The 25,655-nt window shown below is 69.1% G+C and carries 25 protein-coding genes and 1 pseudogene; 20 read left to right on the forward strand and 6 right to left on the reverse strand.

The window, feature by feature from the left end:
- Nucleotides 1-218: 218 nt before the first annotated feature.
- From dop to prcA, 4 genes are all read left to right on the forward strand, one after another.
- Nucleotides 219-1,727, forward strand: a complete 1,509-nt coding sequence (gene dop, locus A5714_RS03805; RefSeq protein ID WP_068066920.1) for a pup deamidase/depupylase — start codon at nt 219-221, stop codon at nt 1,725-1,727.
- Between the two features lie 107 nt (nt 1,728-1,834).
- Nucleotides 1,835-2,029 carry a ubiquitin-like protein Pup gene (locus A5714_RS03810; protein WP_068066918.1) on the forward strand — a complete coding sequence of 65 codons (195 nt, stop codon included), beginning with the start codon at nt 1,835-1,837 and terminating at the stop codon, nt 2,027-2,029.
- Nucleotides 2,026-2,916 (forward strand): proteasome subunit beta, encoded by an 891-nt coding sequence (prcB, locus tag A5714_RS03815; RefSeq protein WP_068282917.1) that lies wholly within the window; start codon nt 2,026-2,028, stop codon nt 2,914-2,916. The genes A5714_RS03810 and prcB overlap by 4 nt, the downstream gene beginning before the upstream one ends.
- On the forward strand, nt 2,913-3,632 hold the full coding sequence (gene prcA, locus A5714_RS03820; protein WP_068066912.1) for a proteasome subunit alpha: 720 nt from the start codon (nt 2,913-2,915) through the stop codon (nt 3,630-3,632). The genes prcB and prcA overlap by 4 nt, the downstream gene beginning before the upstream one ends.
- A 28-nt stretch (nt 3,633-3,660) precedes the next feature.
- Here prcA and A5714_RS03825 read toward each other — a convergent pair whose 3' ends face one another.
- Both A5714_RS03825 and A5714_RS03830 read right to left on the reverse strand, forming a co-directional pair.
- Nucleotides 3,661-4,449 carry a DUF4436 domain-containing protein gene (locus tag A5714_RS03825; RefSeq protein ID WP_068066908.1) on the reverse strand — a complete coding sequence of 263 codons (789 nt, stop codon included), beginning with the start codon at nt 4,447-4,449 and terminating at the stop codon, nt 3,661-3,663.
- A gap of 246 nt (nt 4,450-4,695) precedes the next feature.
- Nucleotides 4,696-5,943 (reverse strand): cation:proton antiporter, encoded by a 1,248-nt coding sequence (locus A5714_RS03830; protein WP_197513539.1) that lies wholly within the window; start codon nt 5,941-5,943, stop codon nt 4,696-4,698.
- Nucleotides 5,944-6,476: 533 nt separating this feature from the next.
- Here A5714_RS03830 and pafA point away from each other — a divergent pair.
- The 7 genes from pafA to A5714_RS03865 all read left to right on the forward strand — a co-directional run bounded on the left by pafA (nt 6,477) and on the right by A5714_RS03865 (nt 15,001).
- Complete coding sequence (gene pafA, locus A5714_RS03835) at nt 6,477-7,835, forward strand: Pup--protein ligase (RefSeq protein WP_156747158.1); 1,359 nt, start codon at nt 6,477-6,479, stop codon at nt 7,833-7,835.
- A gap of 187 nt (nt 7,836-8,022) precedes the next feature.
- Nucleotides 8,023-9,021: a YafY family protein gene (locus tag A5714_RS03840; RefSeq protein WP_068282928.1), complete on the forward strand. Its 999-nt coding sequence runs from the start codon at nt 8,023-8,025 to the stop codon at nt 9,019-9,021.
- Nucleotides 9,018-9,989 carry a YafY family protein gene (locus A5714_RS03845; RefSeq protein ID WP_068066895.1) on the forward strand — a complete coding sequence of 324 codons (972 nt, stop codon included), beginning with the start codon at nt 9,018-9,020 and terminating at the stop codon, nt 9,987-9,989. The genes A5714_RS03840 and A5714_RS03845 overlap by 4 nt, the downstream gene beginning before the upstream one ends.
- 95 nt (nt 9,990-10,084) lie before the next feature.
- Nucleotides 10,085-10,363 carry a Sec-independent protein translocase subunit TatA gene (tatA, locus tag A5714_RS03850; RefSeq protein ID WP_068066892.1) on the forward strand — a complete coding sequence of 93 codons (279 nt, stop codon included), beginning with the start codon at nt 10,085-10,087 and terminating at the stop codon, nt 10,361-10,363.
- Between the two features lie 53 nt (nt 10,364-10,416).
- Nucleotides 10,417-11,373: a twin-arginine translocase subunit TatC gene (gene tatC, locus A5714_RS03855; protein WP_156671379.1), complete on the forward strand. Its 957-nt coding sequence runs from the start codon at nt 10,417-10,419 to the stop codon at nt 11,371-11,373.
- Nucleotides 11,363-14,161, forward strand: coding sequence for an RNA helicase (locus tag A5714_RS03860; protein ID WP_068282930.1), 2,799 nt, complete (start codon nt 11,363-11,365; stop codon nt 14,159-14,161). The genes tatC and A5714_RS03860 overlap by 11 nt, the downstream gene beginning before the upstream one ends.
- A 78-nt stretch (nt 14,162-14,239) precedes the next feature.
- Nucleotides 14,240-15,001, forward strand: coding sequence for a DUF4333 domain-containing protein (locus A5714_RS03865; RefSeq protein ID WP_068282933.1), 762 nt, complete (start codon nt 14,240-14,242; stop codon nt 14,999-15,001).
- A gap of 4 nt (nt 15,002-15,005) precedes the next feature.
- On the opposite strand, the gene A5714_RS03870 is transcribed toward A5714_RS03865, so the two are convergent.
- Complete coding sequence (locus tag A5714_RS03870) at nt 15,006-15,968, reverse strand: 5'-3' exonuclease (RefSeq protein WP_068282939.1); 963 nt, start codon at nt 15,966-15,968, stop codon at nt 15,006-15,008.
- A gap of 54 nt (nt 15,969-16,022) precedes the next feature.
- Between A5714_RS03870 and A5714_RS03875 the strand changes: the two genes are divergently transcribed.
- The 4 genes from A5714_RS03875 to A5714_RS25045 all read left to right on the forward strand — a co-directional run bounded on the left by A5714_RS03875 (nt 16,023) and on the right by A5714_RS25045 (nt 18,972).
- Nucleotides 16,023-17,150 (forward strand): Xaa-Pro peptidase family protein, encoded by a 1,128-nt coding sequence (locus A5714_RS03875; protein WP_068282946.1) that lies wholly within the window; start codon nt 16,023-16,025, stop codon nt 17,148-17,150.
- A 400-nt stretch (nt 17,151-17,550) separates the two neighbouring features.
- Nucleotides 17,551-17,814, forward strand: a complete 264-nt coding sequence (locus A5714_RS25035) for a hypothetical protein (protein WP_082959553.1) — start codon at nt 17,551-17,553, stop codon at nt 17,812-17,814.
- Nucleotides 17,815-17,969: 155 nt separating this feature from the next.
- On the forward strand, nt 17,970-18,263 hold the full coding sequence (locus A5714_RS25040; protein ID WP_082959554.1) for a hypothetical protein: 294 nt from the start codon (nt 17,970-17,972) through the stop codon (nt 18,261-18,263).
- 88 nt (nt 18,264-18,351) lie between these two features.
- Nucleotides 18,352-18,972, forward strand: coding sequence for an Imm61 family immunity protein (locus A5714_RS25045; RefSeq protein ID WP_082959555.1), 621 nt, complete (start codon nt 18,352-18,354; stop codon nt 18,970-18,972).
- Here the strand turns inward: A5714_RS25045 and A5714_RS03880 are convergent.
- Nucleotides 18,908-19,321 carry a F420-dependent biliverdin reductase gene (locus A5714_RS03880; RefSeq protein ID WP_068066870.1) on the reverse strand — a complete coding sequence of 138 codons (414 nt, stop codon included), beginning with the start codon at nt 19,319-19,321 and terminating at the stop codon, nt 18,908-18,910. The genes A5714_RS25045 and A5714_RS03880 overlap by 65 nt on opposite strands.
- A gap of 35 nt (nt 19,322-19,356) precedes the next feature.
- On the opposite strand from A5714_RS03880, the gene A5714_RS03885 reads away from it, so the two are divergent.
- Genes A5714_RS03885 through A5714_RS03900 form a run of 4 tightly spaced genes read left to right on the forward strand, consistent with a single transcriptional unit; the run spans nt 19,357 to nt 22,758 of the window.
- Nucleotides 19,357-20,106 (forward strand): SDR family NAD(P)-dependent oxidoreductase, encoded by a 750-nt coding sequence (locus tag A5714_RS03885; RefSeq protein WP_068282948.1) that lies wholly within the window; start codon nt 19,357-19,359, stop codon nt 20,104-20,106.
- The gene (locus A5714_RS03890; RefSeq protein WP_068066938.1) at nt 20,103-21,275 is read left to right on the forward strand and encodes a bifunctional cobalt-precorrin-7 (C(5))-methyltransferase/cobalt-precorrin-6B (C(15))-methyltransferase; all 1,173 of its coding nucleotides are present in this window, start codon (nt 20,103-20,105) and stop codon (nt 21,273-21,275) included. Before A5714_RS03885 ends, A5714_RS03890 begins: the two co-directional genes overlap by 4 nt.
- Nucleotides 21,272-22,027, forward strand: a complete 756-nt coding sequence (gene cobM / locus A5714_RS03895; protein WP_068282950.1) for a precorrin-4 C(11)-methyltransferase — start codon at nt 21,272-21,274, stop codon at nt 22,025-22,027. The genes A5714_RS03890 and cobM overlap by 4 nt, the downstream gene beginning before the upstream one ends.
- Nucleotides 22,027-22,758 (forward strand): cobalt-precorrin-6A reductase, encoded by a 732-nt coding sequence (locus A5714_RS03900; protein ID WP_068282956.1) that lies wholly within the window; start codon nt 22,027-22,029, stop codon nt 22,756-22,758. Before cobM ends, A5714_RS03900 begins: the two co-directional genes overlap by 1 nt.
- On the opposite strand, the gene sigC is transcribed toward A5714_RS03900, so the two are convergent.
- Nucleotides 22,755-23,309 carry an RNA polymerase sigma factor SigC gene (sigC, locus tag A5714_RS26905; protein ID WP_231975744.1) on the reverse strand — a complete coding sequence of 185 codons (555 nt, stop codon included), beginning with the start codon at nt 23,307-23,309 and terminating at the stop codon, nt 22,755-22,757. The two genes, A5714_RS03900 and sigC, sit on opposite strands and share 4 nt — an antisense overlap.
- A gap of 105 nt (nt 23,310-23,414) precedes the next feature.
- Nucleotides 23,415-24,104 (reverse strand): annotated as a pseudogene (locus tag A5714_RS27410) (DUF2275 domain-containing protein); the annotation flags it as partial.
- Nucleotides 24,105-24,277: 173 nt separating this feature from the next.
- On the opposite strand from A5714_RS27410, the gene A5714_RS03910 reads away from it, so the two are divergent.
- The coding region (locus tag A5714_RS03910; protein WP_068282958.1) for a PPE family protein at nt 24,278-25,655 on the forward strand (1,378 nt) is incomplete at its 3' end.

Genomic DNA, 25,655 nt, shown 5'->3' on the forward strand with positions numbered 1-25,655 from the left:
GGGCGCACCGCGGCCACAATCGGCGCCACCGGCCGCTCGGGGTGAGCACCGACGGCAGACCCCGCGCCAAGAACCACTGTTCGGCGGCGGCCGCGCGCTGACGGTCCGGCGTGCGGCGCCGAGTTGCGTCCACCCGGTCACCCTAGCGGCGTGGCGACCGCTGGCCGGCCGTTTCACCCTGCGCGAGGGCTGCTCGTCGCTCGGCCTACGCTGGTCGCATGCAACGGATTATCGGGACGGAGGTCGAGTACGGCATCTCGTCGCCGTCCGACCCGACCGCCAACCCGATCCTCACTTCGACTCAGGCGGTGTTGGCCTACGCGGCCGCCGCCGGGATTCAGCGCGCCAAGCGCACCCGGTGGGACTACGAGGTGGAGTCGCCGCTGCGCGACGCCCGCGGTTTCGACCTGAGCCGCTCGGCCGGCCCGCCGCCGGTGGTCGACGCCGACGAGGTAGGCGCCGCGAACATGATCCTCACCAACGGCGCCCGGCTCTACGTCGACCACGCGCACCCCGAGTATTCCGCCCCGGAGTGCACCGACCCGCTGGACGCGGTGATCTGGGACAAGGCCGGCGAACGGGTCATGGAGGCCGCCGCGCGGCACGTCGCGAGCGTGCCGGGGGCCGCCAAGCTGCAGCTGTACAAGAACAACGTCGACGGCAAGGGCGCTTCCTACGGGTCGCACGAGAACTACTTGATGTCTCGGCAGACGCCGTTCTCCTCGATCATCGCGGGTCTCACCCCGTTCTTCGTGTCCCGCCAGGTGGTCACCGGCTCCGGTCGCGTCGGCATCGGCCCGTCGGGCGACGAGCCGGGCTTCCAGCTGTCGCAGCGCTCCGACTACATCGAGGTCGAGGTGGGGCTGGAGACCACCCTCAAGCGCGGCATCATCAACACCCGCGACGAGCCGCACGCCGACGCCGACCGCTACCGCCGGTTGCACGTGATCATCGGCGACGCCAACCTCGCCGAGACGTCGACCTACCTGAAGCTGGGCACGACGGCGCTGGTTCTGGACTTGATCGAGGAGGGCCCGGCGCACGGCATCGACCTGGCCGATCTCGCGCTGGCACGGCCGGTGCACGCCGTCCACGCGATCAGTCGCGACCCCTCGTTGCGGACCGCGGTGGCGCTCTCCGACGGGCGTGAGCTGACAGGCCTTGCGCTGCAACGAATTTACCTGGACCGGGTGGCGAAGCTGGTCGACAGTCGCGATCCCGACCCGCGCGCGTCGCACGTCGTCGAAACGTGGGCGCACGTGCTCGACCTGCTCGAGCGGGACCCGATGGAATGCGCGGAGCTGCTGGACTGGCCGGCCAAGCTGCGGCTGCTCGAGGGCTTCCGGCAGCGGGAGAACCTGAGCTGGTCGGCGCCCCGGCTGCACCTGGTCGACCTGCAGTACTCCGACGTCCGGCTGGACAAGGGGCTGTACAACCGGCTGGTCGCGCGCGGCTCGATGAAGCGGCTGGTGACCGAGCACCAGGTCCTCGAAGCGGTCGACAAGCCGCCGACGGACACGCGCGCCTACTTCCGCGGGGAGTGCCTGCGCCGCTTCGGCGCCGACATCGCCGCGGCCAGTTGGGACTCGGTGATCTTCGACCTGGGCGGCGATTCGCTGGTCCGGATTCCCACGCTCGAGCCGCTGCGGGGCAGCAAGGCGCACGTCGGCGCGCTGTTGGACTCGGTGGACAGCGCCGCGGCGCTGGTGGAACAGCTGACCAGCTAAGTACCGGTTAGCCGGGGGAACGTCGGGGTTGCCCGGTAGGCTAGGGAAAGACCAGCGGGCAGTGTGGCGCGGCTGTTACACAGGCCCAGATAACGCAGGAGGCGGCGATGGCTCAAGAGCAGACCAAGCGTGGCGGTGGTGGCGGTGACGAGGATGACGTCACCAGCAGCACGGCCGCGGGTCAGGAGCGCCGTGAAAAGCTTACTGAGGAGACCGACGATCTGCTGGACGAGATCGACGACGTCCTCGAGGAGAACGCGGAAGACTTCGTCCGGGCATACGTCCAAAAGGGCGGACAGTGACCTGGCCTTTCTCCGATCGCCTGTCCTCTAACTTCGCACTTCCGGGCTCGGCCCTGTCCCCGGGCCCCGCTGTAGACCTCTCGTCGTTCGCCGACTTCCTGAGCCGTCAGGCTCCGCAGTTGCTGCCGGCGAACCTCAACGGTGACGCGCAGCCGGGCGCCGGCGCGAACCTGCCGCACGGCACCACCATCGTCGCGCTGAAGTTTCCCGGCGGGGTCGTCATCGCCGGGGACCGGCGTTCGACGCAGGGCAACATGATCGCCGGGCGGGACGTCAAAAAGGTGTACGTCACCGACGACTACACCGCCACGGGGATCGCCGGAACCGCGGCGATCGCCGTCGAGTTCGCCCGGCTCTACGCAGTCGAACTGGAACACTACGAGAAGCTCGAAGGCGTGCCGCTGACGTTCGCCGGCAAAGTGAACCGGTTGGCGATCATGGTGCGCGGCAACCTGGCCGCCGCCATGCAGGGGCTGGTGGCGCTGCCGCTGCTCGCGGGCTACGACATCGACGCGCCCGACCCCGAAAGCGCCGGCCGGATCGTGTCATTCGACGCGGCCGGCGGCTGGAACCTGGAGGAAGAGGGCTATCAGTCGGTGGGCTCGGGGTCGCTGTTCGCCAAGTCGTCGATCAAGAAGCTGTACTCGCAGGTGACCGACTCCGATTCCGCCGTGCGGGTCGCCGTGGAGGCGCTCTACGACGCGGCCGACGACGACTCCGCCACCGGCGGACCGGACCTGGTTCGCGGGATCTACCCGACGGCCGTGTCCATCGGCGCCGAGGGCGCCGTGGAGGTCCCGGAGAGCCGGATCGCCGAGCTGGCCCGCGAGGTCATCCAAAGCCGCTCGCGCGCTGACACTTTCGGGCCGGACGGTGATGAGAAGTGAGCTTCCCGTACTTCATCTCGCCCGAGCAGGCGATGCGCGAGCGCAGCGAGCTCGCGCGCAAGGGCATCGCCCGCGGCAAAAGCGTGGTCGCGTTGGCCTATGCCGGAGGCGTGCTGTTCGTGGCGGAGAACCCGTCGCGGTCCCTGCAGAAGATCAGCGAGCTCTACGACCGGGTGGGCTTTGCGGCCGCGGGCAAGTTCAACGAGTTCGACAACCTGCGCCGCGGCGGCATCCAGTTCGCCGACACCCGCGGGTATGCCTACGACCGGCGCGACGTGACCGGCCGCCAGCTGGCCAATGTCTACGCGCAGACCCTGGGCACCATCTTCACCGAGCAGGCCAAGCCCTACGAGGTGGAGCTGTGCGTGGCGGAGGTCGCGCACTACGGCGAGTCAAAGCCGCCCGAGCTCTACCGCATCACCTACGACGGGTCGATCGCCGACGAGCCGCACTTCGTCGTGATGGGCGGCACCACCGAGCCGATCACCACGGCGCTCAAGGACTCCTACACCGAGAACGCCGACCTGCGTGACGCCACCCGCATCGCGGTGAAGGCGTTGCGGGCCGGCAGCGCGGAGAGCGGCTCGAATGGCGACCAGTCCAGCCTCGACGTCGCCAGCCTCGAGATCGCGATCCTCGACGTCAACCGGCCGCGCCGCGCGTTCAGGCGGATCAACCGCCAGACGCTCGAGGGCCTGCTGCAGGAGACCGACTGACCGGTTGGGGCGGGCGGCGGCGACCCGCTCACGTTTTCGCGTTGGTCGCCTGCCACCACGCCGCGATGTAGAGCAGCATCGACACGACCAACGCGACCAGCACCCACAAGACGATCGTCAGGTCGATCCAGCTGCCGAACGCCGGTGACCCCGGGAGAGCGTTGCGAAGCGGCACCACGGCGAACAGCATCGCCGCGTACCAGGTGGTCAACGGCGATTGGAAGCGCCGTGGATCGCGAAGGGTTTTTATCGCCACGAACAGGCCGACGGCCGCGATCGCGACGAAGATGCACAGGATGACGATCGCGAACAGCATGGTGCTTGCGGACCGCTGAAGTTCGATCTCGTAGGGCGCCAACCGGTTTGCGGTGCTCACCCGGTTGACATTGAACTTCCAGCCGGTCAGTCGGTTGACGAAGGCCACGTCGGCGCGCTCCGGCGGTTGTCCGGTGCCACTGAACAGTTCCACCGTGATGGGGCCGGTGTAGTAGCTGTCGAACGGCCAGCGCTCGACGTCGCGGGCCAAGGTGAGCGGAACCGGGAAGACGCCCGGCAGCATGCCCTTGGACCAGGTGCGCCTGATCGGCGTCGTCGTGGACGTGACCGCCACGGTCAAATCCTGTTTGAGCCCGTCGGTGGCCGGATCCAGTAGGTCGGGTCCGGGCCGGACGACGAGATCGCCGACGAGTTCGCTGTAACTGCTGCCGATGCTCACCACATTCAGGGTGACCGTCGTCCCGCCGGCGGCGGGCAGTCCGTGCACCGAAATCCTTTGTGCGGCGGCGTCGTCGACGTAAAGCACCAGCGATGTGAGCATCGCGCAAGCGACCGCTCCCAGCAGGGCGATGACACCGAAGCGCGTGCGCGGCCACCACCGCCGGCGGCGGCCCTGGGACGGTGCGCGGTCCTCGGGGAATTTCCACGCTGTCTGGGAGGTCCGCGGCGGTGGCCCACCGGACCGGGGAATTCGCTTGCGGATCGGCAGCAGCCGTGGATTCGGGCGCGGCTTCTCTTTGGCCCCTGGTCGAGTCACTGCTTATCTCCTGCGGATGCTGGTGGCCGCTCAGGCGGCCGTTGCCTGTGGCATGGGTGCCGGTGCCACGCGGACCGCGGCGACCCTGGAGATGGCGCGATACAGCGGGGCGGTCACCGCGGTGGTGATAATGGCGAGCGCGCACAACATCGCGAAGGCGTACGGGCCGATCAGGTGCGATTGCAGCCCGACCGTCGCAATGGCGAGTTCGGTGACGCCGCGACAATTGAGCAGGACGCCCAATTCGGCGGACGTTTGATGCGGCCAGCGCTGCATCTTGCCGGCGAGCCAACCCACGGCGATCTTCGATCCGAACGCCGCGACGGTCAGGCACAGCAGGCACAGCAGACCGCTCCACCGGCACAGGTCCGCGAGGGTCTGCAGCGGCACCGAGAGCGCACTCGACACGAAGAACGCGGGAATTAACACGTCGGCGACCGCGCCCAGGGCGTGATGCGCCTTCTCGCTGGCGATCCCGGTGGGAAAGGACAGGCCGGCGATCACCGCGCCGATGGCCGGATGGACGCCGAGGACCTGCGTGGCTGCGCCGCCGACCAGGACATAAGCCAGGATGGCCACCACGAAGGGGGCGGCGTGGATGTCCGTCCTAAACCACCGCCGAATGAGTCGAGGCAGCACCAACACCACGGCCACCAGCATCGCGACGCCCACGCAGACCGCCGGCACGGAGACCGCGCTCAGGTCGGTGGTCACCACGATCAACGCCGTAACCAACGCCCACGCCGTCGCGTCCGTCGCGACGGCGATGCGCAGTGCGACCTCGGGCACCGGCGCCGGGACACCCAGATCCCGAACCAGGAGCACCAGGACGGGAACGGCCGTCACGCTCAAAGCCACACCCACGAACATCCAGACGTGGAGCGGGTTGTGGTCGGGGCCGACGAGACGGTGCGCGAACGGCCACGCTGCGGCGGCGCACACGACGATCGGGATCGCCAGGCAGGGCACCAGCTGCCAGTAGGACGACCGCGCACCGGCGGAGCTGTACGAGCGCAACTCGACGCCCACCATAAACATCAGCAGCAGCAGACCTGCCTCGCCGACCGCCTCGATCAGAGATTTCGAGGTCGTCGAGGTCAGCACCGGCTTCAGCGAGGGCGGGCACACGGCCAGCAGCGTGCCCATCAAAAGTCCGAAGAAGATGACGCCGACAACCGCGGGTTGTTTGATTCGGCGAAACACGTGGCCGACCAGTACCGAGCCGACCAAGACGACGGCCAAGACGATCAGTGCCTGTAAAACGCTGCCGAGCGGCATCATTTCCCCTTAAGTTCTATGGCAAATCGATGTAAATGGCATTTCAATTGGACTGAACTCGCTAAAAGCGAATTTTCAGCAAAAGCATTGTTATCTTGCATTCAAGTCCATTCTGGAAGCGTTCTGCTCGAAGTGGCCTGGTAGTCGGGACGGAGGGCGGCGTCTGCGAACGTCGACGTTCGGCGCCCAGCGTCGACGGCTTCGATTGCGGTGATGGAATGTATATAGCGACCAGGTTCGTCCGCGTGCAACCGAGCGGGGGCCGTCCACGCGAAAGTGATTAATTGTTAACGATGAGCTTTTGTTCTTAACGTGACCGCCGATTCCTTACGCTTTGTTGACGGCGAGTTCCGGATACGGTCAGTTACAATTCACCCACCGAGGGGACTGCGTTTTCAGGTAAGTCACAGGTTCGTCGGGGCGGTTTTCCAGGTTCGTGTGTAGCGCGACGGTGCGGGGGAGCGTCGGAAGTTGTCGGGCCGTAATCGCGGCTTGAGCACCCATGCGGTCGCACAACAAGTACGCTCGATTGTGTGCAGCGGCGAATCATGGGCATCGAGACCGAGTTCGGGGTCACCTGCACATTCCACGGCCACCGACGGCTGAGCCCGGACGAGGTGGCTCGGTACCTGTTCCGCCGCGTCGTATCCTGGGGCCGCAGCTCCAATGTGTTCCTGCGCAATGGCGCTCGGCTTTATCTCGACGTCGGCAGCCACCCGGAGTACGCCACGGCCGAATGCGACAGCCTCGTCCAGTTGGTCACCCACGACCGAGCCGGCGAATGGGTGCTGGAAGACCTCCTCGTCGACGCCGAGCAGCGGCTCGCGGACGAGGGCATCGGCGGCGACATTTATCTGTTCAAGAACAACACCGACTCGGCGGGCAACTCCTACGGCTGCCACGAGAATTACCTGATCGTGCGCGCCGGCGAATTCTCCCGCATCTCCGACGTGCTGCTGCCGTTTCTGGTCACCCGCCAGCTGATCTGCGGTGCCGGCAAGGTGCTGCAGACCCCCAAGGCCGCGACGTTCTGCCTGTCGCAGCGCGCCGAGCACATCTGGGAGGGCGTCTCGTCGGCGACCACCCGCAGCCGGCCCATCATCAACACCCGCGACGAGCCGCACGCCGACGCCGAAAAATATCGGCGGCTGCACGTGATCGTCGGCGACTCCAACATGTGTGAGACCACGACCATGCTCAAGGTCGGCACCGCGGCGCTGGTCTTGGAGATGATCGAGGCCGGGGTCCCGTTCCGCGATTTCTCGCTCGACAACCCGATCCGCGCCATCCGCGAGGTCAGCCACGACACCACCGGGCGGCGGCCCGTGCGGCTGGCGGGCGGCCGGCAGGCCAGCGCGCTGGACATCCAGCGGGAGTACTACAGCCGCGCCGTCGAACACCTGCAGACCCGCGAGCCGAACGCCCAGGTCGAGCAGGTCGTCGATCTGTGGGGCCGCCAACTCGACGCCGTCGAGAGCCAGGACTTCGCCAAGGTCGACACCGAGATCGACTGGGTGATCAAGCGCAAGCTCTTCCAGCGCTACCAGGACCGCTACAACATGGAGCTGTCTGATCCGAAGATTGCGCAGTTGGACCTGGCGTATCACGACATCAAGCGCGGTCGCGGCGTGTTCGACCTGCTGCAGCGCAAGGGGTTGGCCGCGCGCGTCACCACCGACGAGGACATCGCCGAGGCCGTCGACCAGCCGCCGCAGACCACACGCGCCCGGCTACGCGGGGAGTTCATCAGCGCCGCCCAGGCCGCCGGCCGCGACTTCACCGTCGACTGGGTGCATCTCAAGCTCAACGACCAGGCGCAGCGCACCGTACTGTGCAAGGACCCGTTCCGGGCGGTCGACGAGCGCGTGAAGCGGCTCATCGCCAGCATGTAGCGCGCCGTTCGTCCCATCGGTCACACCAGCATCGCCGAGGTCGGCATGGGCGAATCGCAAATGCGATAGCGCCCGCGCTAGCGCTTTCCAGAACCGCCTGTGCCCCTCAAAACTGCGACGCATGTGACCTGTGGGGCGTTAGCGAGTCGGTGCGCGCGCCGCTCGGGCGCCATCTAATCTGGAGCAAATGGCGACCTCCAAAGTCGAGCGGCTGGTCAATCTCGTCATCGCCCTGTTGTCCACCCGCGGTTACATCAGTGCGGAGAAAATCCGGTCCAGCGTGGCCGGCTATTCGGACAGCCCCAGCGTGGAGGCGTTCTCGCGGATGTTCGAGCGGGACAAGAACGAGTTGCGCGACCTGGGCATTCCGCTCGAGGTGGGCCGCGCGTCGGCGTGCGATCCCACCGAGGGCTACCGCATCAACCGCGACGCGTACTCCCTACCCGTCGTCGAGCTGACCGCCGACGAGGCGGCCGCGGTGGCGGTCGCGACGCAGCTGTGGGAATCGCCCGAGCTGATCACCGCGACGCAGGGGGCACTGCTCAAACTGCGGGCCGCCGGCGTCGACGTCGACCCGGACGCGCCGGTGGCCATCGCGTCGCCACCCGGGCTGCCCGGGCTGCGCGGCTCGGAGGATGTGCTCGGCGTGCTGCTGGCCGCCATCGACGCCCGCCAAGCCGTGCAATTCGCCCACCGGCCGTCCCGGGCCGAGCCCTACGCCACCCGCACCGTCGAGCCCTGGGGCGTGGTCACCGAGAAGGGCCGCTGGTACCTGGTGGGCCACGACCGCGACCGCGACGCCACCCGCACCTTCCGGCTCTCGCGCATCGGACCCGACGTCGCGCCCATCGGTCCACCCGGCGCGGTCGCCGTCCCGGACGGCGTCGACCTGCGCAGAATCGTCGCCCAGACGCTCACCGAAATGGCCGCGTCGACGGCGGGCGGGCAGGCGCGGGTCTGGGTCGCCGACGGTCGGGCGACGGCGTTGCGCCGCGCCGGCTCCTCAGCCGGGCCCCGGCGACTGAACGACCGCGACGGCGACGTCATCGAGCTCGACATCCGGTCCGCCGACCAGCTGGCGCGTGACATCGCCGGGTACGGCGCCGACGCCGTCGTGCTGGAGCCGGCGTCCCTGCGCGAGGACGTGCTGGGCCGGCTGCGCGCACACGCCGGGGGCGTCTCATGACGCCGGTGTCCACCCGCCTGGTCCGGCTGCTCAACATGGTCCCGTACTTCCAGGCCAACCCGAAGGTCACCCGCGCTAAGGCCGCGGCGGACCTCGGCGTCTCGGACAAGCAACTCGAAGAGGACCTTAACCAGCTGTGGATGTGCGGCCTGCCCGGCTACTATCCCGGTGACCTCATCGACTTCCAGTTCTCCGGGGACACCATCGAGGTGACCTTCTCCGCCGGGATCGACCGGCCGCTCAAGCTCACCTCCCCGGAGGCCACCGGCCTGCTGGTGGCGCTGCGGGCGCTCGCCGACATCCCGGGCGTCGTCGACCCCGAGGCCGCACGCAACGCGATCGCCAAGATCGAGGCCGCCGCCGGCTCCGTCGGCCACGATCTCACCGCGTCGGTGACCGCCGTGCAGGAGCCCGCGCCGGCCGAGACGCGGGCCGCCGCCGCGGTGCGCACCGCGGTGCAGTCCCGGCGGGCGCTGTCCATCGACTATTACTCCGCCTCCCACGACACGCTGACCAGCCGCGTCGTCGACCCCATCAGGGTGCTGCTGGTCGGCGGTCACAGTTACCTGGAGGCCTGGTCGCGCGAGGCCGACGGGGTGCGGTTGTTCCGCTTCGACCGCATCGTCGACGCCACCGAGCTCGACGAGCCGGCGGCCCCGCCCGCGCCCGCGCTGCAGGCTCCGCCGGACACCTCGCTGTTCGACGGCGATCCCTCGCTGCCGTCCGCCCGGTTGCGGCTCGCGCCGTCGGCGTCGTGGATGCTCGAGTACTACCCCATGCGCGACGTTCGCGAATTGCCGGACGGCTCCTGTGAGGCAGTGATGACGTACGCCTCCGAGGACTGGATGACCCGGCTGGTGCTGGGCCTGGGCGACGGCGTCGAGGTGCTGGAACCGCGAGCGCTGGCGCAGCGGGTGCGCGACGCCGCGGCGGCCGCCCTGCAGGCCTACCGGGCTGCCGTTCCCTGACCGGTCCGCCGCCCGCACGGCCGCGTCGCGGCGCGGACCCACCGGCAGCGCGCCCCGCTGCGGTAGCATCGGGTGGACGTCTGGAGGTAATCAAAGTGGGCAGTCTTAGTCCGTGGCACTGGGCGATCCTCGCTATCGTGGTGATCCTGCTGTTCGGTGCCAAGAAGCTCCCGGACGCAGCGCGTTCGTTGGGCAAGTCGATGCGAATCTTCAAGTCCGAGCTCCGCGAGATGCAGAGCGAGGGCAAGGCCGACTCGTCGGCGCTGGAGAACAACGCCGCCCCGCCGGCGGCCAACCCCACTCCCGTGCAATCGCACCGAGTTGACGCTCCCGCGGGCACCGAGCAGGGCCACAGCGAAGCACGCCCGGCCTAAGCCCGCCGTCGCCGCGGTGCCCGAGCGCCCCTGACCGAGCCTGACCGAGCTTCGTGAAAGCCTTCAAGGTTTCAGCGCGCACTGCCGGCCTGCTGAAGCGCCTCAATCCGCGTAACCGGCGCAGTCGCACCAACCCCGATGCGACGATGTCGCTGGTCGATCACCTGACCGAGCTGCGCACCCGCCTGCTGATCTCCCTGGCCGCGATCCTGCTCACCACGATCTTCGGCTTCGTCTGGTACGGCCACGGGCTCTTCGGGTTGGAAAGCCTCGGCGAATGGTTGCGCCACCCCTACTGCGCCCTGCCGCAGTCGGCCCGCGCGGACATCAGCGCCGACGGCCAGTGCCGCCTGCTGGCCACCGCGCCGTTCGACCAGTTCATGTTGCGGCTCAAGGTCGGTATGACCGCCGGCATCGTGCTGGCCTGCCCGGTGTGGCTCTACGAGCTGTGGGCCTTCATCACGCCCGGCCTCTACCAGAAGGAACGCCGCTTCGCGATCGGCTTCGTCATCCCCGCCGCGGTGCTGTTCATCGGCGGCGCGCTGTTGGCCTACTTCGTGCTGTCCAAGGCGCTGGGCTTCCTGCTGACCGTCGGCAGTGACGTGCAGGTCACCGCGCTCTCCGGCGACCGGTACTTCGGGTTCTTGATCAACCTGCTGGTGGTGTTCGGCGTCAGTTTCGAATTTCCGCTGCTGATCGTGATGCTCAACATGATCGGGGTGCTGACCTACGAACGGCTCAAGGCGTGGCGGCGCGGCCTGATCTTCGCGATGTTCGTGTTCGCTGCGGTGTTCACGCCGGGCTCCGACCCCTTCTCGATGACCGCGCTCGGGGTGGCCCTGTCGGTGCTGCTCGAGCTCGCCATCCAGATCGCCCGGTTCCACGACCGGCGCAAGGCCAAGCGCGACGCCGAGGTCGCGATCCCCGACGACCAGGCCTCCGCCATCGAGGCGCCCACGCCGATCCGGGAACCGTCGTTCAGCGCCGGGCAGCACGACGATGTCACCTGACCCGGCGGCGCCGCAGGAGTCGACGGCGCTGGTCGAGCTGCCCCGGTTCGCCGCGGAACTGCCCTTCGGCCTCGACGGCTTCCAGCAGCGGGCCTGCGCGGCGCTCGAACGGGGCCACGGCGTGCTGGTGTGCGCGCCGACCGGCGCCGGCAAGACGGTGGTCGGCGAGTTCGCCGTGCACCTGGCGCTGGCGGCCGGCGGCAAGTGTTTCTACACCACCCCGCTCAAGGCGCTGAGCAACCAGAAGCACACCGACCTAACCGCACGCTACGGCCGCGACCGCATCGGCCTGTTGACCGGCGACATGTCGGTCAACGCCGACGCGCCCGTGGTGGTGATGACCACCGAAGTGCTGCGCAACATGTTGTACGCGAATTCTTCGGCGCTGCAAGGCCTTTCGTTTGTGGTGATGGACGAGGTGCACTTCCTCGCCGACCGGATGCGTGGGCCGGTGTGGGAAGAGGTGATCCTGCACCTGCCCGACGAGGTGCGGCTGGTCAGCTTGTCGGCGACGGTGAGCAACGCCGAGGAGTTCGGCGGCTGGATCCAAACGGTGCGCGGCGACACGACGGTGGTGGTCGACGAGCACCGGCCCGTGCCGCTGTGGCAGCACGTGCTGGTCGGCAAGCGGCTCTTCGACCTGTTCGACTACCGCAGCGCCGAGGCGGCGCAGGAACCGCGCGCCGGCAACGAACCACGCGTCAATCCGGACCTGGTGCGCCACATCAGTCATCGGCGCGAGGCCGACCGCATGTCGGACTGGCAGCCGCGCCGGCGCGGCGGTCCGCGGGCGGGTCGGCCCCGCTTCTACCGGCCCCCGCCGCGGCCCGACGTGATCGCCACCCTGGACGCCGAGGGGTTGTTGCCGGCCATCACGTTCGTGTTCTCCCGCGCGGGCTGCGACGCGGCCGTGCAGCAGTGCCTGCGCTCGCCGCTGCAGCTCACCACCCAGGAGGAGCGCGCACAGATCGCCGAGGTGATCGAACATCGCTGCGGCGACCTCGCCGACGCCGACCTCGATGTTCTCGGCTACTACGAGTGGCGGGAGGGTCTGCTGCGCGGGTTGGCGGCGCATCACGCCGGCATGCTGCCGGCCTTCCGGCACACGGTCGAGGAGCTGTTCACCGCCGGCCTGGTCCGCGCCGTGTTCGCCACCGAAACCCTGGCGCTCGGCATCAACATGCCGGCGCGCACGGTGGTGCTCGAGCGGCTCGTCAAGTTCAACGGCGAGCAGCACGTGCCGCTGACACCGGGGGAGTACACGCAGCTCACCGGCCGCGCCGGGCGGCGCGGCATCGACGTCGAAGGCCACGCCGTGGTGCTGTGGAATCCCAACGAGGAGACCACCGAACCGCCCGCGGTAGCGGGCCTCGCCTCCACCCGCACTTTCCCGCTGCGCAGCTCCTTCGCGCCGTCGTACAACATGACGATCAACCTGGTGCAGCAGATGGGCCCCGAGCAGGCGCACCGTCTGCTGGAGCAGTCGTTCGCGCAGTACCAGGCCGACCGCTCGGTCGTCGGGCTGGTCCGCGGCATCGAGCGCGGCACCAAGATGCTCGACGAGATCGCCGCCGAGCTGGGCGGCCCGAAGGCGCCGATCCTGGAGTACGCCCGGCTGCGGGCGCGGATCAGCGAGATGGAACGCGCGCAGTCGCGTGCCTCCCGGCTGCACCGGCGGCAGGCCGCCAGCGACGCGTTGGCCGCGCTACGGCGCGGGGACATCATCAATATCAGCCAGGGTCGGCGCGGCGGGCTGGCCGTGGTGCTCGAATCCGCGCGCGACAGCACCGACCCCCGGCCGCTGGTGCTCACCGAAAACCGGTGGGCCGGCCGCATCTCGTCGGCGGACTATTCGGGCGCGACCGCGCCGGTCGGCTCCATGCCGTTGCCGAAGCGCGTGGAGCACCGCCAACCCCGCGTCCGCCGCGATCTGGCGTCGGCGCTGCGGTCGGCGGCCGCCGGCCTGCCCGTGCCCGCGGGTCGCCGAGGCGCCCGCACCGACGCCGACGGCGGGTTCCACGACCCCGAACTGGCCGGTCTGCGGGAGCAGCTGCGCCGGCACCCCTCGCACAACAGCCCCGGTCTCGAGGAGGCCGTCCGGCAGGCCGAGCGCTACCTGCGGATCGAACGCGACAACGCGCAGCTGGAGAAAAAGGTTGCGACCGCGACCAATTCGCTCGCCCGGACGTTCGACCGCATCCTCGGGCTGCTCACCGAGCGCGGGTTTATCGAAGTGCGCGACGCCGATCCGCGGGTCACCGACGACGGCCGGCTGCTGGCACGCATCTACAGCGAAAGCGACCTGTTGGTCGCCGAAAGCCTGCGCACCGGGGCCTGGGCCGATCTCAAACCGCCCGAACTGGCGGCGGTCGTCTCGTCGGTGCTGTACGAGACCCGCGGCAGCGAGGGCCTGCGCGCGGCGTTCGCCACGGACGCGCCCACCCAGCCGGTCCGCAAAGCGCTGCAACAGACCCTGCGGCTCTCGCTGGCGCTGCGGGCCGACGAACAGACGCATCGCATCGCCCCCAGCCGCGAGCCCGACGACGGCTTCGTCAACGTCATCTATCGCTGGGCGCGATCCGGCGGCCTGGCCGCGGCGCTCGCGGCCGCCGACCCCTCGGGCACCGGGTCGCCGCTGCTGGCGGGGGACTTCGTGCGGTGGTGCCGTCAGGTGCTCGACCTGTTGGACCAGGTGCGCAACGCTGCCCCGGACGCCGAGTTGCGCGCCACCGCCAAGCGGGCCATCAACGACATCCGGCGCGGCGTCGTCGCAGTTGACGCCGGGTAGGCTGAGCCGGAGCTACCGTATGAGCCGTATCGCGAACGCCGACAGTTCGCGCACGACACCAAGAGGCTGAGGAGAACGATGAGCGGACCGCAGGGATCGGACCAGCAGTGGCAACCGCCCGCCCAAGGTAGCGATCATTCTTCCGAGCCGACCCAGGTGGGCTCGTCATCGCCGTGGCAGGAGCACCCGCCCCACGAGGCGACCTGGCAAGCGCCGGCCTACACGCCGCCCGCGGAATACCCGCAGTATCAGCAGCCCGCCGAGCAGGCCTATCCGCAGCAGTACCCGCAGCAGCCCGAGTACGGGCAAACCGGGCAGTACGGTCAGTCGCCGCAATACGGGCAGCCGGGGCAGTACGGCCAGGCGCCCCAATACGGCCCGCCGGGGCAATACGCGCAGCCCGGCCAGTACCCGCAGCCCGGGCAGTACCCGCAGCCGGGCCAGTACGGCCAGCCGGGCCAATACCCGCAGCAGTACCCGGGCTACGAGCAGCCCAAGAAGAAGCGCAACACCACGCTGATCGCCGGGATCGGCGGCGCCGTCGCCCTGCTGCTGATCGCGGTGGTGCTGGTCCTCGGGTTCTGGCAGCCCGGGTTCTTCGTCACGACCAAGCTCGACGTCAACAAGGCGCAAGCCGGCGTGCAGCAGGTCCTGACCGACGAGACCAACGGCTACGGCGCCAAGAACGTCCAGAACGTCAAGTGCAACCACGGCCAGGATCCGACCGTCAAGAAGGGCGCCACCTTCGACTGCGACGTCAGCATCGACGGCGCGCAAAAGCATGTGACGGTGACCTTCCAGGACAACAAGGGCACCTACGAGGTCGGCCGGCCGCAGTAGCCGGTCACGACGGCAGCGCGTCCAGCGCCTTCTGCAGACGCGCGATCGACGAGCCGACACCTAGCTCGGACGCCAGGGTGGCAGTGCGCCGGGGATGGGCGGCCACCAGCGGCAGCTCGTCGGTGCGTGTCGTCAGGGACACGGGCGCGTCGGTCGCGACGCGGACCACCCGGGCGGCGGCCTCGATGTAGTCGGCGGCTTTGAGCAGCTTGCCGCGCAGCGCTTTGGCCATTTTCGACTTCGGGTCCTGAGCCGCGGCGAGGATCCCGTCCAGCGAATGGTGTTGGGCGAGCAGCGTCGCCGCGGTTTTCTCGCCGACGCCCGGGACCCCCGGCAGGCCGTCGGAGGGATCGCCGCGCAGCAGCGCCAGCTCGGCGTACGCGGCGCCGGCGCGGTCCTTCGGCACCCCGTACTGGTCGGCGACTTCGGCCGGCCCGAACAGCGTCGCCTTGGACAACCCGCGGCCGAGGTAGAGCACCCGGACCGGGACGGGGTCGTCGGACACCACCTGCAGCAGGTCGCGGTCACCGCTGACCACCACCACCGGATCGGCGCGTTCTTGCGCGGCGAGCGTGCCGAGCACGTCGTCGGCCTCGAAACCCTCCGCGCCCGCCGCCGGGATCCCGAACGCGTCCAGCAGCTCCATGATCATGTCAACCTGCGGCGTGAGGTCGTCGGGAACCTCCTCGACGTCCGGTTCACCCGCGGGTTCGGCCTCGGCGACGCGATGCGCCTTGTACGAGGGGATGAGCTCCACTCGGAATTGCGGTCGCCAATCCAAGTCCAGGCAGACGGCCAGCCGGTGCGGCCGCTGCTGGCCGATCACGACCGCCATCGAATCGATGAAGCCGCGGACCGCGTTGACGGGCCGGCCGTCCGGGGCGGTGATCGAAGACGGCACCCCATAGTAGGAGCGGAACCACATGCTGGCGCCGTCGAGCAAGACCAGTGGGCGGCGTGGCGGCATGCCGGCTATGGTCTCACGCGCCGGTCGGCGGCAAGCTGGCATAGCCTGGCAGCCATGGAATCTGACCGCTTCGACGCCGACGTCTACGCTCGGCGGCTGGCCGCGGCGGCCGCCGCCACCGCGGACGCGGGACTTGCCGGCCTGGTGATCACGCCCGGATACGACTTGCGCTACCTTGTCGGTTCCCGCGCCCAGACGTTCGAGCGGCTCACGGCGCTGGTGTTGCCGGTCGACGGCGCGCCGACGATCGTGGTGCCACGACTCGAGCTGGCGTCGCTGCAGGCCTCGGCTATCACCGAATTGGGTGTGACGGTGCGGGATTGGGTCGATGGCGACGACCCCTATCGGTTGGTGAGCGCCGCGCTCGGCGCGGTCCCGGTGGCGACCGCCGTCACCGATTCCATGCCGGCCCTGCACCTGCTGCCGTTGGCCGGCGTGCTCGGCACGCTGCCCGTGCTGGCCACCGGCGTCCTGCGGACGTTGCGAATGGTCAAGGAGGAGTGCGAGATCGACGCGCTGCGGAAGGCCGGCGCGGCCATCGACCGAGTGCACGCCCGAGTCCCGCAGTTTCTGTCTCCCGGCCGCACCGAGGCGGACGTCGCCGCCGACATTGCGGAAGCCATTGTCGCCGAGGGGCATTCGGAAGTGGCGTTCATCATCGTCGGCTCCGGGCCGCACGGCGCCGACCCGCACCACGGCTACTCGGACCGCGAACTGCAGATCGGTGACATCGTCGTCATCGACATCGGCGGCTCGTACGAACCCGGCTACAACTCCGACTGCACCCGCACCTACAGCATCGGTGAACCCGCTCCGGAGATCGCCGAGCGCTATGCGGTGCTTCAGCACGCGCAGCGCGCCGCCGTCGACGCGGTGCGCCCGGGCGTGACGGCCGAGGAGGTCGACGCCGCGGCGCGCGACGTGCTGGCCGGGGCGGGGCTAGCCGAGCATTTCGTGCACCGGACCGGCCACGGTATCGGGCTGTCGGTGCACGAGGAGCCCTACATCGTCGGCGGGAACGACCTGCCGTTGACCGCAGGCATGGCCTTTTCCGTCGAGCCGGGCATCTACTTTCCCGGGCAGTGGGGCGCCCGCATCGAGGACATCGTCGTCGTGACAGACGACGGCGCCCTGGCCGTCAACTCGCGTTCGCACGATCTGATCGTGGTCCCTGTGGATTGACGGGGCGGGTGTGGACGGGCGAATTGTGGCGATCTTGGGCGCGGGCTAACTTGGCCAGGGCCACGATTGGGTGAATAGCGGCGGCGCGCGATGTCGACCAGAATTTTGCGGGTGACTCCGCTGGTGGTCGACCCCAAGGCGTTATGCGCCGCGGGCAACGCTGCGGCGGGAATCGGGGATGGGCTCTGGGCGAACCTGACGGTCGTCGGCACGGGTTTTGACGCCAACACCGGCGGTGATTTGGCGGGCGTGATGTTCGGGCGCGGCTACCAGACTTCGGCCAAGTCGTTGCTGAAGGCGGTCGCGGCCGCAGTCAACGCCTGCCGACAGGAAACTGTGAAGACGGCGCGGAGTTGGCCCCAGGTGGTCTACATTGACGCACACTCGAGTAGGAACAATAATGACATTCGACGACACCTATTTCTCTCGAAAAGATCGGTATTCACTCGGTGTTGAATCCACCTCAGGTCGTTATTATGCATCAATACCGGTAAGTAACGGCATCGTTGACTACGAGGAGTACTACGAACTTACACGGGAACAACACGACCAGTTCCTTCGCGATCCTTTTGCAGCGCTGCAGTTCGTCGAGGCTTGCCGAGGGCATGAACACGACGACCTTCTGCTGCAACGGCCCGGAAAAAACCGCGGCACGCCAACCTGAGCGTTAATTAGCCGGCTTCGCACAATGGCAGCACGGTTAGAGGTCTGCTTGAGCCGAAGTATCGCGTCTTTAGGCAGGATGCGCGGGGCGTAGTGCGCGCGGTAGTAGGAGTTCGCTTCAGCCCGGCAATATTGGGAAAAGGTTGAGTTACCACTATGGATGACAATGCCCTCAACGAGCCGATCGTGATCGCCATAAAGGATAGCGCTGTGCCGCGCATCGATAAGCAAAAATTAGTCGAGAGGTATGGTGCTGGCTTGGGAGAAACCCTCGCATCAGAAATCGCTACGATTATTCAAGAAGCAGTCAAAATGCCAATGGAGTGGGGCGGTATGACACTTGAAGAGGGTATGAACGATATTATGAAGCGCTTCGCAAGATTCCATCCAGAGTTGTCTAACGAGGCGCTCCACGAGATTGGTCGGTGTGTCGCCTGGAACTGGCGTTAGTGACTAGGCTCATTGCAGGTTCGGTTCTTAACTCGGACGGGAGCATGACGGTCGAGGAATTTAGTGATCCCGATGTCAGTATCCTACAATGACGGAGAGCGTCGAGATATCGCCACGCCTTGAACGGTGGGCTGAAAAAGCCGGCTTTTCATCGACGCCAGCGCGGAACACCGAAGACGGCCGAGCTATTTTCTGGACCTCCTCGGGCGAGCTCCGTATCTTCATCGGCATCGACGGCGATGGCTTATTCGTCGTCTCAGATTCTGATCGAATGAACTCTGAGTATCTCGTGTTGGCTGCACCCTCGCTTGAAACAATCGAAAAATACCTGTATGGGAGATTTGGGTTTGCTCTACGTAGCGACAAAGGTCTTCCGCATCTACGTACTCCGGTGCTCGAAGAGCTGGGATACAGCTGTACCAGTCAGCCGCACAAGGATCGAGAGCGCTTCGCTCTAGTGAATGCTGCTGGTGCGTTGATCGCTATCGGCAGCGCCGATCGATTGACTGCGAAGGTGGAGTTTAAAAGGCTCGCCCTGATGTTGACGGCGAGTATCGATGAAATCGAGTCATCAATGATGGATCCGGACGCAAGCCGTTGTGCGAGCACGAGTGACGCGGGATGGTTAATTCGAGTTGGCGAAGCTAGTTGTCGCCTCGGTCCAACAAACCCGACGATCCGAGCACGCGCTCGATCTGCACCTCGATGACCACCCGTCGCGGGTTGGGGCGCGGCGTGCGGTAGCGCTGCGCATAGCGCAGCTCGGCGTCGCGCACGGCGTCGCCGTCCGCGTTGACCGTCGACCGCCCCTCCAGCGACAGCCACCGCGCGCCGTCGACCTGACTCAGCACGGCGATGCCGCCGCGTTCGGCGTTGACGGCCTTCTGCGAGCCACCGGTGGTGATGACCCGGGCGATGTGGGTCTTGGGGTCGAAGGTGAAACCCACGGCCACCACATGCGGTGAGTTGTCGGCGCGCAGCGTGGTCAGCATGGCCAGATGCCGCTCGGACAAGAAGGCCAACGCGTCGTCGGTGAGCCGGGTAGTGGTATTCGCCATCACCGCCCACGCTAGCGCAGGTCATAATCGCAGCCGTGGACGACACGGGCGCGGGCTCGCTACTGGTGCTGGGCGGCCGCAGCGAGATCGGCATCGAGGTGGCCCGGCGGCTGGCGCCGGGGCGCACGGTGGTGCTGGCGGCGCGACGGTCCGACCAACTCGGCGACCAGGTTGCCGCGGTGCGGGCAGCCGGTGCGGCGACCGTGCACACGCGCGAGTTCGACGCCGACGACCTGGCCTCCCACGGTCCCCTCGTCGCGTCGGTCGTCGCCGAACACGGACCCATCGGGATCGCGGTACTCGCGTTCGGGATCCTCGGCGACCAGGCCCGCGCCGAGACCGACGCGGCCCACGCCGTCGCCGTCGTCCACACCGACTTCGTCGCTCAGGTCAGCGCGCTCACCCACCTGGCCACCGCCATGCGCACAGCCGGCCACGGCTCACTGGTGGTGTTCTCCTCGATTGCGGGCGCCCGGGTGCGCCGCGCCAACTATGTGTACGGCTCGGCCAAGGCGGGCCTGGACGGTTTCGCCAACGGCCTGGCCGACGCCCTGCACGGCACCGGCGTGCGTCTGCTGCTTGTCCGCCCCGGATTCGTCGTCGGACGCATGACGCAGGGCATGTCGCCCGCCCCGCTGCCCACTACTCCGGAGCGGGTGGCCGACGCGACGGTGCGGGCGCTGGCCAAGGGCCGGCGTTCGGTGTGGATTCCCTGGGCGCTCGGACCGGTGTCGGTCATGCTGCGGATATTGCCGCGCTTCGTGTGGCGCAGGATGCCGCGATGATCGTCGTCGTAGGGATCGGCGCGGACGGCATGGCCGGTCTGTCCGAGCAGTCCAGGCGCGAATTACAGTCGGCCGCAGTCATCTACGGCTCGCTCCGCCAGCTCGACCTGCTCGACGACACCGTCGGTGCGCAGCGCGCGCGCTGGCCGTCACCGCTGCTGCCCGCGCTGCATGACGCCCTCGACGCGCATCCGGGCGACGTGCACGTGCTTGCCAGCGGCGACCCGCTGCTGCACGGCGTCGGCGGCACCCTCATCCGTCTCTACGGCTCCGAGCGGGTCAGGGTGCTGCCGCACGTGTCGTCGGTGACCCTGGCGTGCGCGCGAATGGGTTGGAACGTGCACGACACCGAGGTGATCAGCGTGGTGACCGCCCCGCCGCACACGGCGGTGCGCCGCGGCGGCCAGGCCATTGTGCTGTCGCGCGGCCGCTCGACGCCCGCGGCACTGGCGGAACTGCTGCGCGCCCACGGTAGGGGTGACTCCGCCTTCACTGTGCTCGAAAACCTCGGGGGTGCAACCGAACACCGCCGCGACGGCACCGCACGACAATGGGCCGACGACCCGCCCAGCGACGTCGACGACCTCAACGTGATCGCCGTCCGCTACCTGCCCGACGAACGCCCGGCGTCGCTGCCCGACGACGCGTTCGCCCACGACGGTCAGATCACCAAACACGGGATCCGTGCGGTGACGCTCGCGGCGTTGGCGCCGCGCCCCGGCGAGCGGCTGTGGGATGTCGGCGCCGGATCCGGCAGCATCAGCGTGGAATGGTGCCGCCGCTGGTCGGGCTGCGCCGCCGTCGCGTTCGAACGCGACGAGCGGCGCCGCCGCAACGTCGAAACCAACGCCGCCGCCTTCGGCGTCGTCATCGACACCCGTGGCGCAGCGCCCGACGCCTTCGACGACGCGGCGGCGCCGTCGGCGATCTTCATCGGCGGCGGGCTGACGCAACCGGGCCTGCTCGATGCGTGCCTCGACGCACTGCCCGCGACCGGACGCCTCGTCGCCAACGCCGTTACAGCGGAGTCGGAAGCGCTTCTCGTGCAGGCCTATTCGCGTCATGGGGGTCGGCTCAGGCGGTTCTACCATCAGCACGGTGAGCCGCTGGGCGGCTTCACCGGATGGCGGCCGCAGATGCCGGTCACGCAATGGGCGATGACGCGATGACGGTCTACTTCATCGGCGCGGGTCCGGGCGCCGCCGACCTCATCACCGTCCGCGGTCAGCGGCTGCTGCAACGATGCCAGGTCTGCCTGTACGCCGGGTCGATCATGCCCGACGACCTGCTGGCGTTGTGCCCCGACACCGCGAAAGTCGTTGATACCGGCCCGCTCACGCTGGACCAGATCGTCGCCGAACTCGCCGACGCCCACGCCGCAGGCCACGACGTGGCCCGGCTGCACTCCGGAGACCCCTCGCTGTACAGCGCCCTGGCCGAGCAGTGCCGCCGCCTCGACGGTCTGGGCATCGACTACGAGATCGTGCCCGGCGTGCCGGCGTTCGCGGCCGCCGCGGCGGCGCTGAAACGCGAGCTCACGGTCCCCGGGATCGCGCAAACGGTGACCCTGACCCGCGTCGCGACGCTGTCGACCGCCATGCCGCCGGGCGAGGATCTCGGCACGCTGGCCCACGCCGGGGCCACCCTCGTCCTGCACCTGGCCGCCGCCCAGATCGACGCCATCGTGCCGCAGCTGCTCGACGGCGGCTACTCACCCGAGACACCCACCGCCGTCGTGGCTTTCGCCAGCTGGCCGCAGGAGACGGTGCTGCGCGGCACGATCGCCGACATCGCCGCGCAGATGCATCACGCCCGCATCACCAAGACCGCCGTCATCATCGTGGGCGACGCCCTGGCGGCTGGGGAATTCAGCGACAGCTACCTGTATTCGAGCGGGCGAGCCCGGGGCAGTGGCCACTGATGCGCGTGCTGCTCCTCGGCGGCACGGCGGAGGCCCGCGCGTTGGCCGTGGCGCTGCACCCACGCTTCGACATCGTCAGCTCGCTGGCGGGTCGGGTGCCCGACCCGGCGTTGCCGGTGGGCCCCGTCCGCGTCGGAGGTTTCGGCGGCGTCGAGGGGTTGAGCCGCTGGCTGCAACACGCACACATCACCGCGGTCGTCGACGCCACCCACCCGTTCGCGGCCACCATGACGGCGCACGCCGCCCAAGCGTGTGGCGCACTGCGGATGCCGCACCTGGTCTTGGCGCGCCCGGCGTGGGATCCGGGCGGCGCCGTCGTCGTCGGATCCGACCGGGAAGCGGCGGAAACGGTTGCACGGCAAGGGTATTCGCGGGTCTTTCTCACGACGGGGCGCTCCGGCACCCGGGCTTTCGTCGACAGCGACGCCTGGTTCCTCATCCGCGCCGTCACCGAACCGGACAGGGCCGTGCTTCCGCGACGGCACCGGTTGCTGTTATCGCGCGGCCCCTACCGCTACGACGGCGAACTTGCGCTGCTGCGCGAGCACCGGATCGACGTGCTGGTCACCAAGAACAGCGGCGGTGAGATGACGCGGGCCAAACTCGACGCGGCCGCGGCGCTCGACGTCGGGGTGGTGATGGTGGCGCGCCCGCCGCTGCCGGCGGGGGTGCGAACCGTCGGCACGGTCGGCGAGGCCGCCGCGTGGGTGGCCGCCCTGGGCGCCACCTAACCGGTCAGGTCGGTCCGCTCCATGTCGGCCAGCAGCGCGTCGCGGGCGCGTGCTACCCGCGACCGGATGGTGCCCACCGGGCACCCGCACACCTCGGCGGCATCGGCGTAGGGCAGGCCGAGCAGCTGCGTGAGCAGCAGCGCCTCGCGCTGCTCGGGGGCCAGGCCGGCGATCATCGTGGTGACCTCGACCCAATCCTCGAAGCCACGGGCGTGGCGGTCCGCGCGCGGCGCGTGTTCGATATCGGTGCCGAGGGCGGGGCGCGGCCGCGACTGCAGGTGCCGGATGTGGTCGGCCACCACGCGGCGGGCGATGGCCAGCAGCCAGGTCCGTGCGCTGGAGCGTGCCGAGAATCGCTCGATGGCACCGATAGCGCGCAGGAAGGTTTCTTGGGTGAGATCGTCGGCGCTGCCCGCGTCCGACAGGTACGTGACGAACCGCCAAACGTCTTGTTGGGTCGCCTTGATGAACTGCTCGAGCGCTCGCTCGTTCCCGCGTGCGGCCGCCACGGCGAGCGCGGTGACGGCCTCGTCGTCGCTGCACGCGGTCATGGCCAACCACCTTAGTGGCACGGGGACCGGGAGTCTACGACCGCCCGTCGTAGTGGCGGCCCAGGGCGAGCGGTTGATCGGCCACAGGTGTCCGCGCCGCCGAGCTCCCGACGACGGGGCCGCGGGGGCCGGGCGGTTGGCGTCCGGGGCGCCGGAGCGCCGCGGCCGGTGCGAGCCGACCCGTTCCCGCGCCACCAGCAACGCGAACGCCAGGCCGAGCAGCAGCGGCATGTGGCTGGCCACCCGGGTGGCTGTCACTTCACCGGCGAACGCGTCCACGATCACATAACCCAGCAGCGCAACGGAATACACGCCGGTGATGGCCGCCACGCCGATCGCGGCCACCGGCCATACACCGGCGGCGATCATCGCCAGTCCCAGCGCCAGCAACCACGCGGTCGACTCGTGCATCAGGTGCTCACCGGACATCGCGCCGTGCATGTGGGTCGCCACCATGCCGAAGTCGGTCCCGCTGATCTGGGCCGCCGCGATCGCCACCTGGAACAGCCCGACGGCGATCAGCCCCCAACGGCGGTAGTGCGAGCGCAGCCAACGCATCCAGCGCTGCCGACCGGTCGCCTGCTCGTTGATGCTGGCCATGATTTTGTCGACCAGGTCCGGTGCGGCACCGGGCGGGACCGCGGCGAACCGGCGGGTCTGCACGGCCGCGCCGATGAGCCAGGACCGGCAGCTCCGGCACGTCTCCAGATGGGCGTCGACCTGCTGGGCAAGCACCTGGGGGCGTTCACCGTCGAGACGAGCAGACAGCGCCTCGCGCGCCACGTCACACCGCATCCCTGCATCGTTGCGCAACCCCGGTCCGCGCGCAAAGAAGCCACGAAATTCACGGGGCGGGAACTATTCGGTCCCGCCGCCCGACCACTAGACGTCACAGCTTTCAGCGTCGCCAGCCCGCCCGCCTGTCTCACCGAAGAGGTGCTCGTGTTCCTGCCCCAAGGACCCCGACGATGACCGCCCCGATCTGGATCGCGTTTCCGCCCGAGGTGCACTCGACGCTGCTCAGCAGCGGCCCGGGGCCGGGCCCGCTGTTGGCCGCCGCGGCGACGTGGTCGTCGATGGGTGCCGAATACACCGACGCGGCGACCGAACTCAGCGGGTTGCTGAGCGGCGTGGCGGCCGGCGCGTGGGAGGGCCCGAGCGCCGCGCAGTACGTGGCGGCCCACGGCCCCTACCTGGCCTGGTTACAGGAGAGCGCCGCCAAGAGCGCGACGGCCGCGACGTTGCACGAGACGGCGGCCGGCGCCTACACCGCCGCCTTGGCGGCCATGCCCACGCTGGGCGAGCTCGCGGCGAACCACGCCGTGCACGGCGCACTGGTGGCGACGAACTTCTTCGGCATCAACACCATTCCCATCGCCGTCAACGAGGCCGACTATGCCCGCATGTGGGTGCAAGCCGCCACGACGATGACCACCTACCAGGCCGTCAGCGAATCCGCGCTCGCGGCGGTGCCGGCGACCACGCCGGCCCCGCAGATCGTGACGGCGAGCGCCGTGGCCACGGATTCGACCGTCGCCGCGGCCGACACCCAGACCACGCCGACCTACCCGTCCTGGGAGGACCAGCTCACCCAGTGGCTGCAGCAGTACACCAGCAGCTTCGCGTGGCCGGTGTCGAAGGAGCTCAATCCCGGCGGGTGGCCGTTCCCGCCGCTGCCGTTCGTCAACGCGATCAGTTCGTTCTTCTCCCAGCTGGGCCTGTCACCGGCGCTGGCCAGCGCGATCGGCTGGGCCGTGTTCCACACCTTCATGATCTTCTATCCGTTCATTCAGGCGGCGATCCAGCTGGCGGTGGTGGCGGCGGTCCCGGCGATGCTCATCGCGGCGGCTGCGGGCGCCGGCGCGGGGGCCGCGACGGCGATCGCGGTGAGCACCGCGGTTCCCCTGGCCGTGCAACCGCCGCTGCCGGTGGCGACGGCCGCGCCCGCCCCGATGGCCACGGCCGCCCCGGCGCCCACGGCGGCGCCCGCGAGCGTGAGCCACGTGCCGACGACCGCCAGCGCCCCGGCGCCGAGCGTCGCCACCTCGGCAGGCGGCGGACCGGTCGGCGGCGGCCCCGGCGTGGGCTTCGGCCCGACGGCCACCGACGGCCTGGGCGCCGGCATGTCCGACGCGCTGTACGCCGTGGGCCTGTCCGGGCTGTCGGCGCGCAACAGCGCCAGCGGCAAGGCGCGGCGCAAGTCCCCGGAGCCGTCGCCCGACGACGTGGACGCGCCCGCGGCGGCCGCTGCGGCGGCGGCGGCCAAGAAGCGGGCGCGGCTGCGCCGGCATCGCCCCGGCACGGTCCAGGACCGCGCCTACCGCTACGAGTTCATGGACCTCGATG

This window comes from Mycobacterium sp. E2462 (genome assembly GCF_001672685.1).
In the GTDB taxonomy this organism is placed as follows: Bacteria; Actinomycetota; Actinomycetes; order Mycobacteriales; family Mycobacteriaceae; genus Mycobacterium.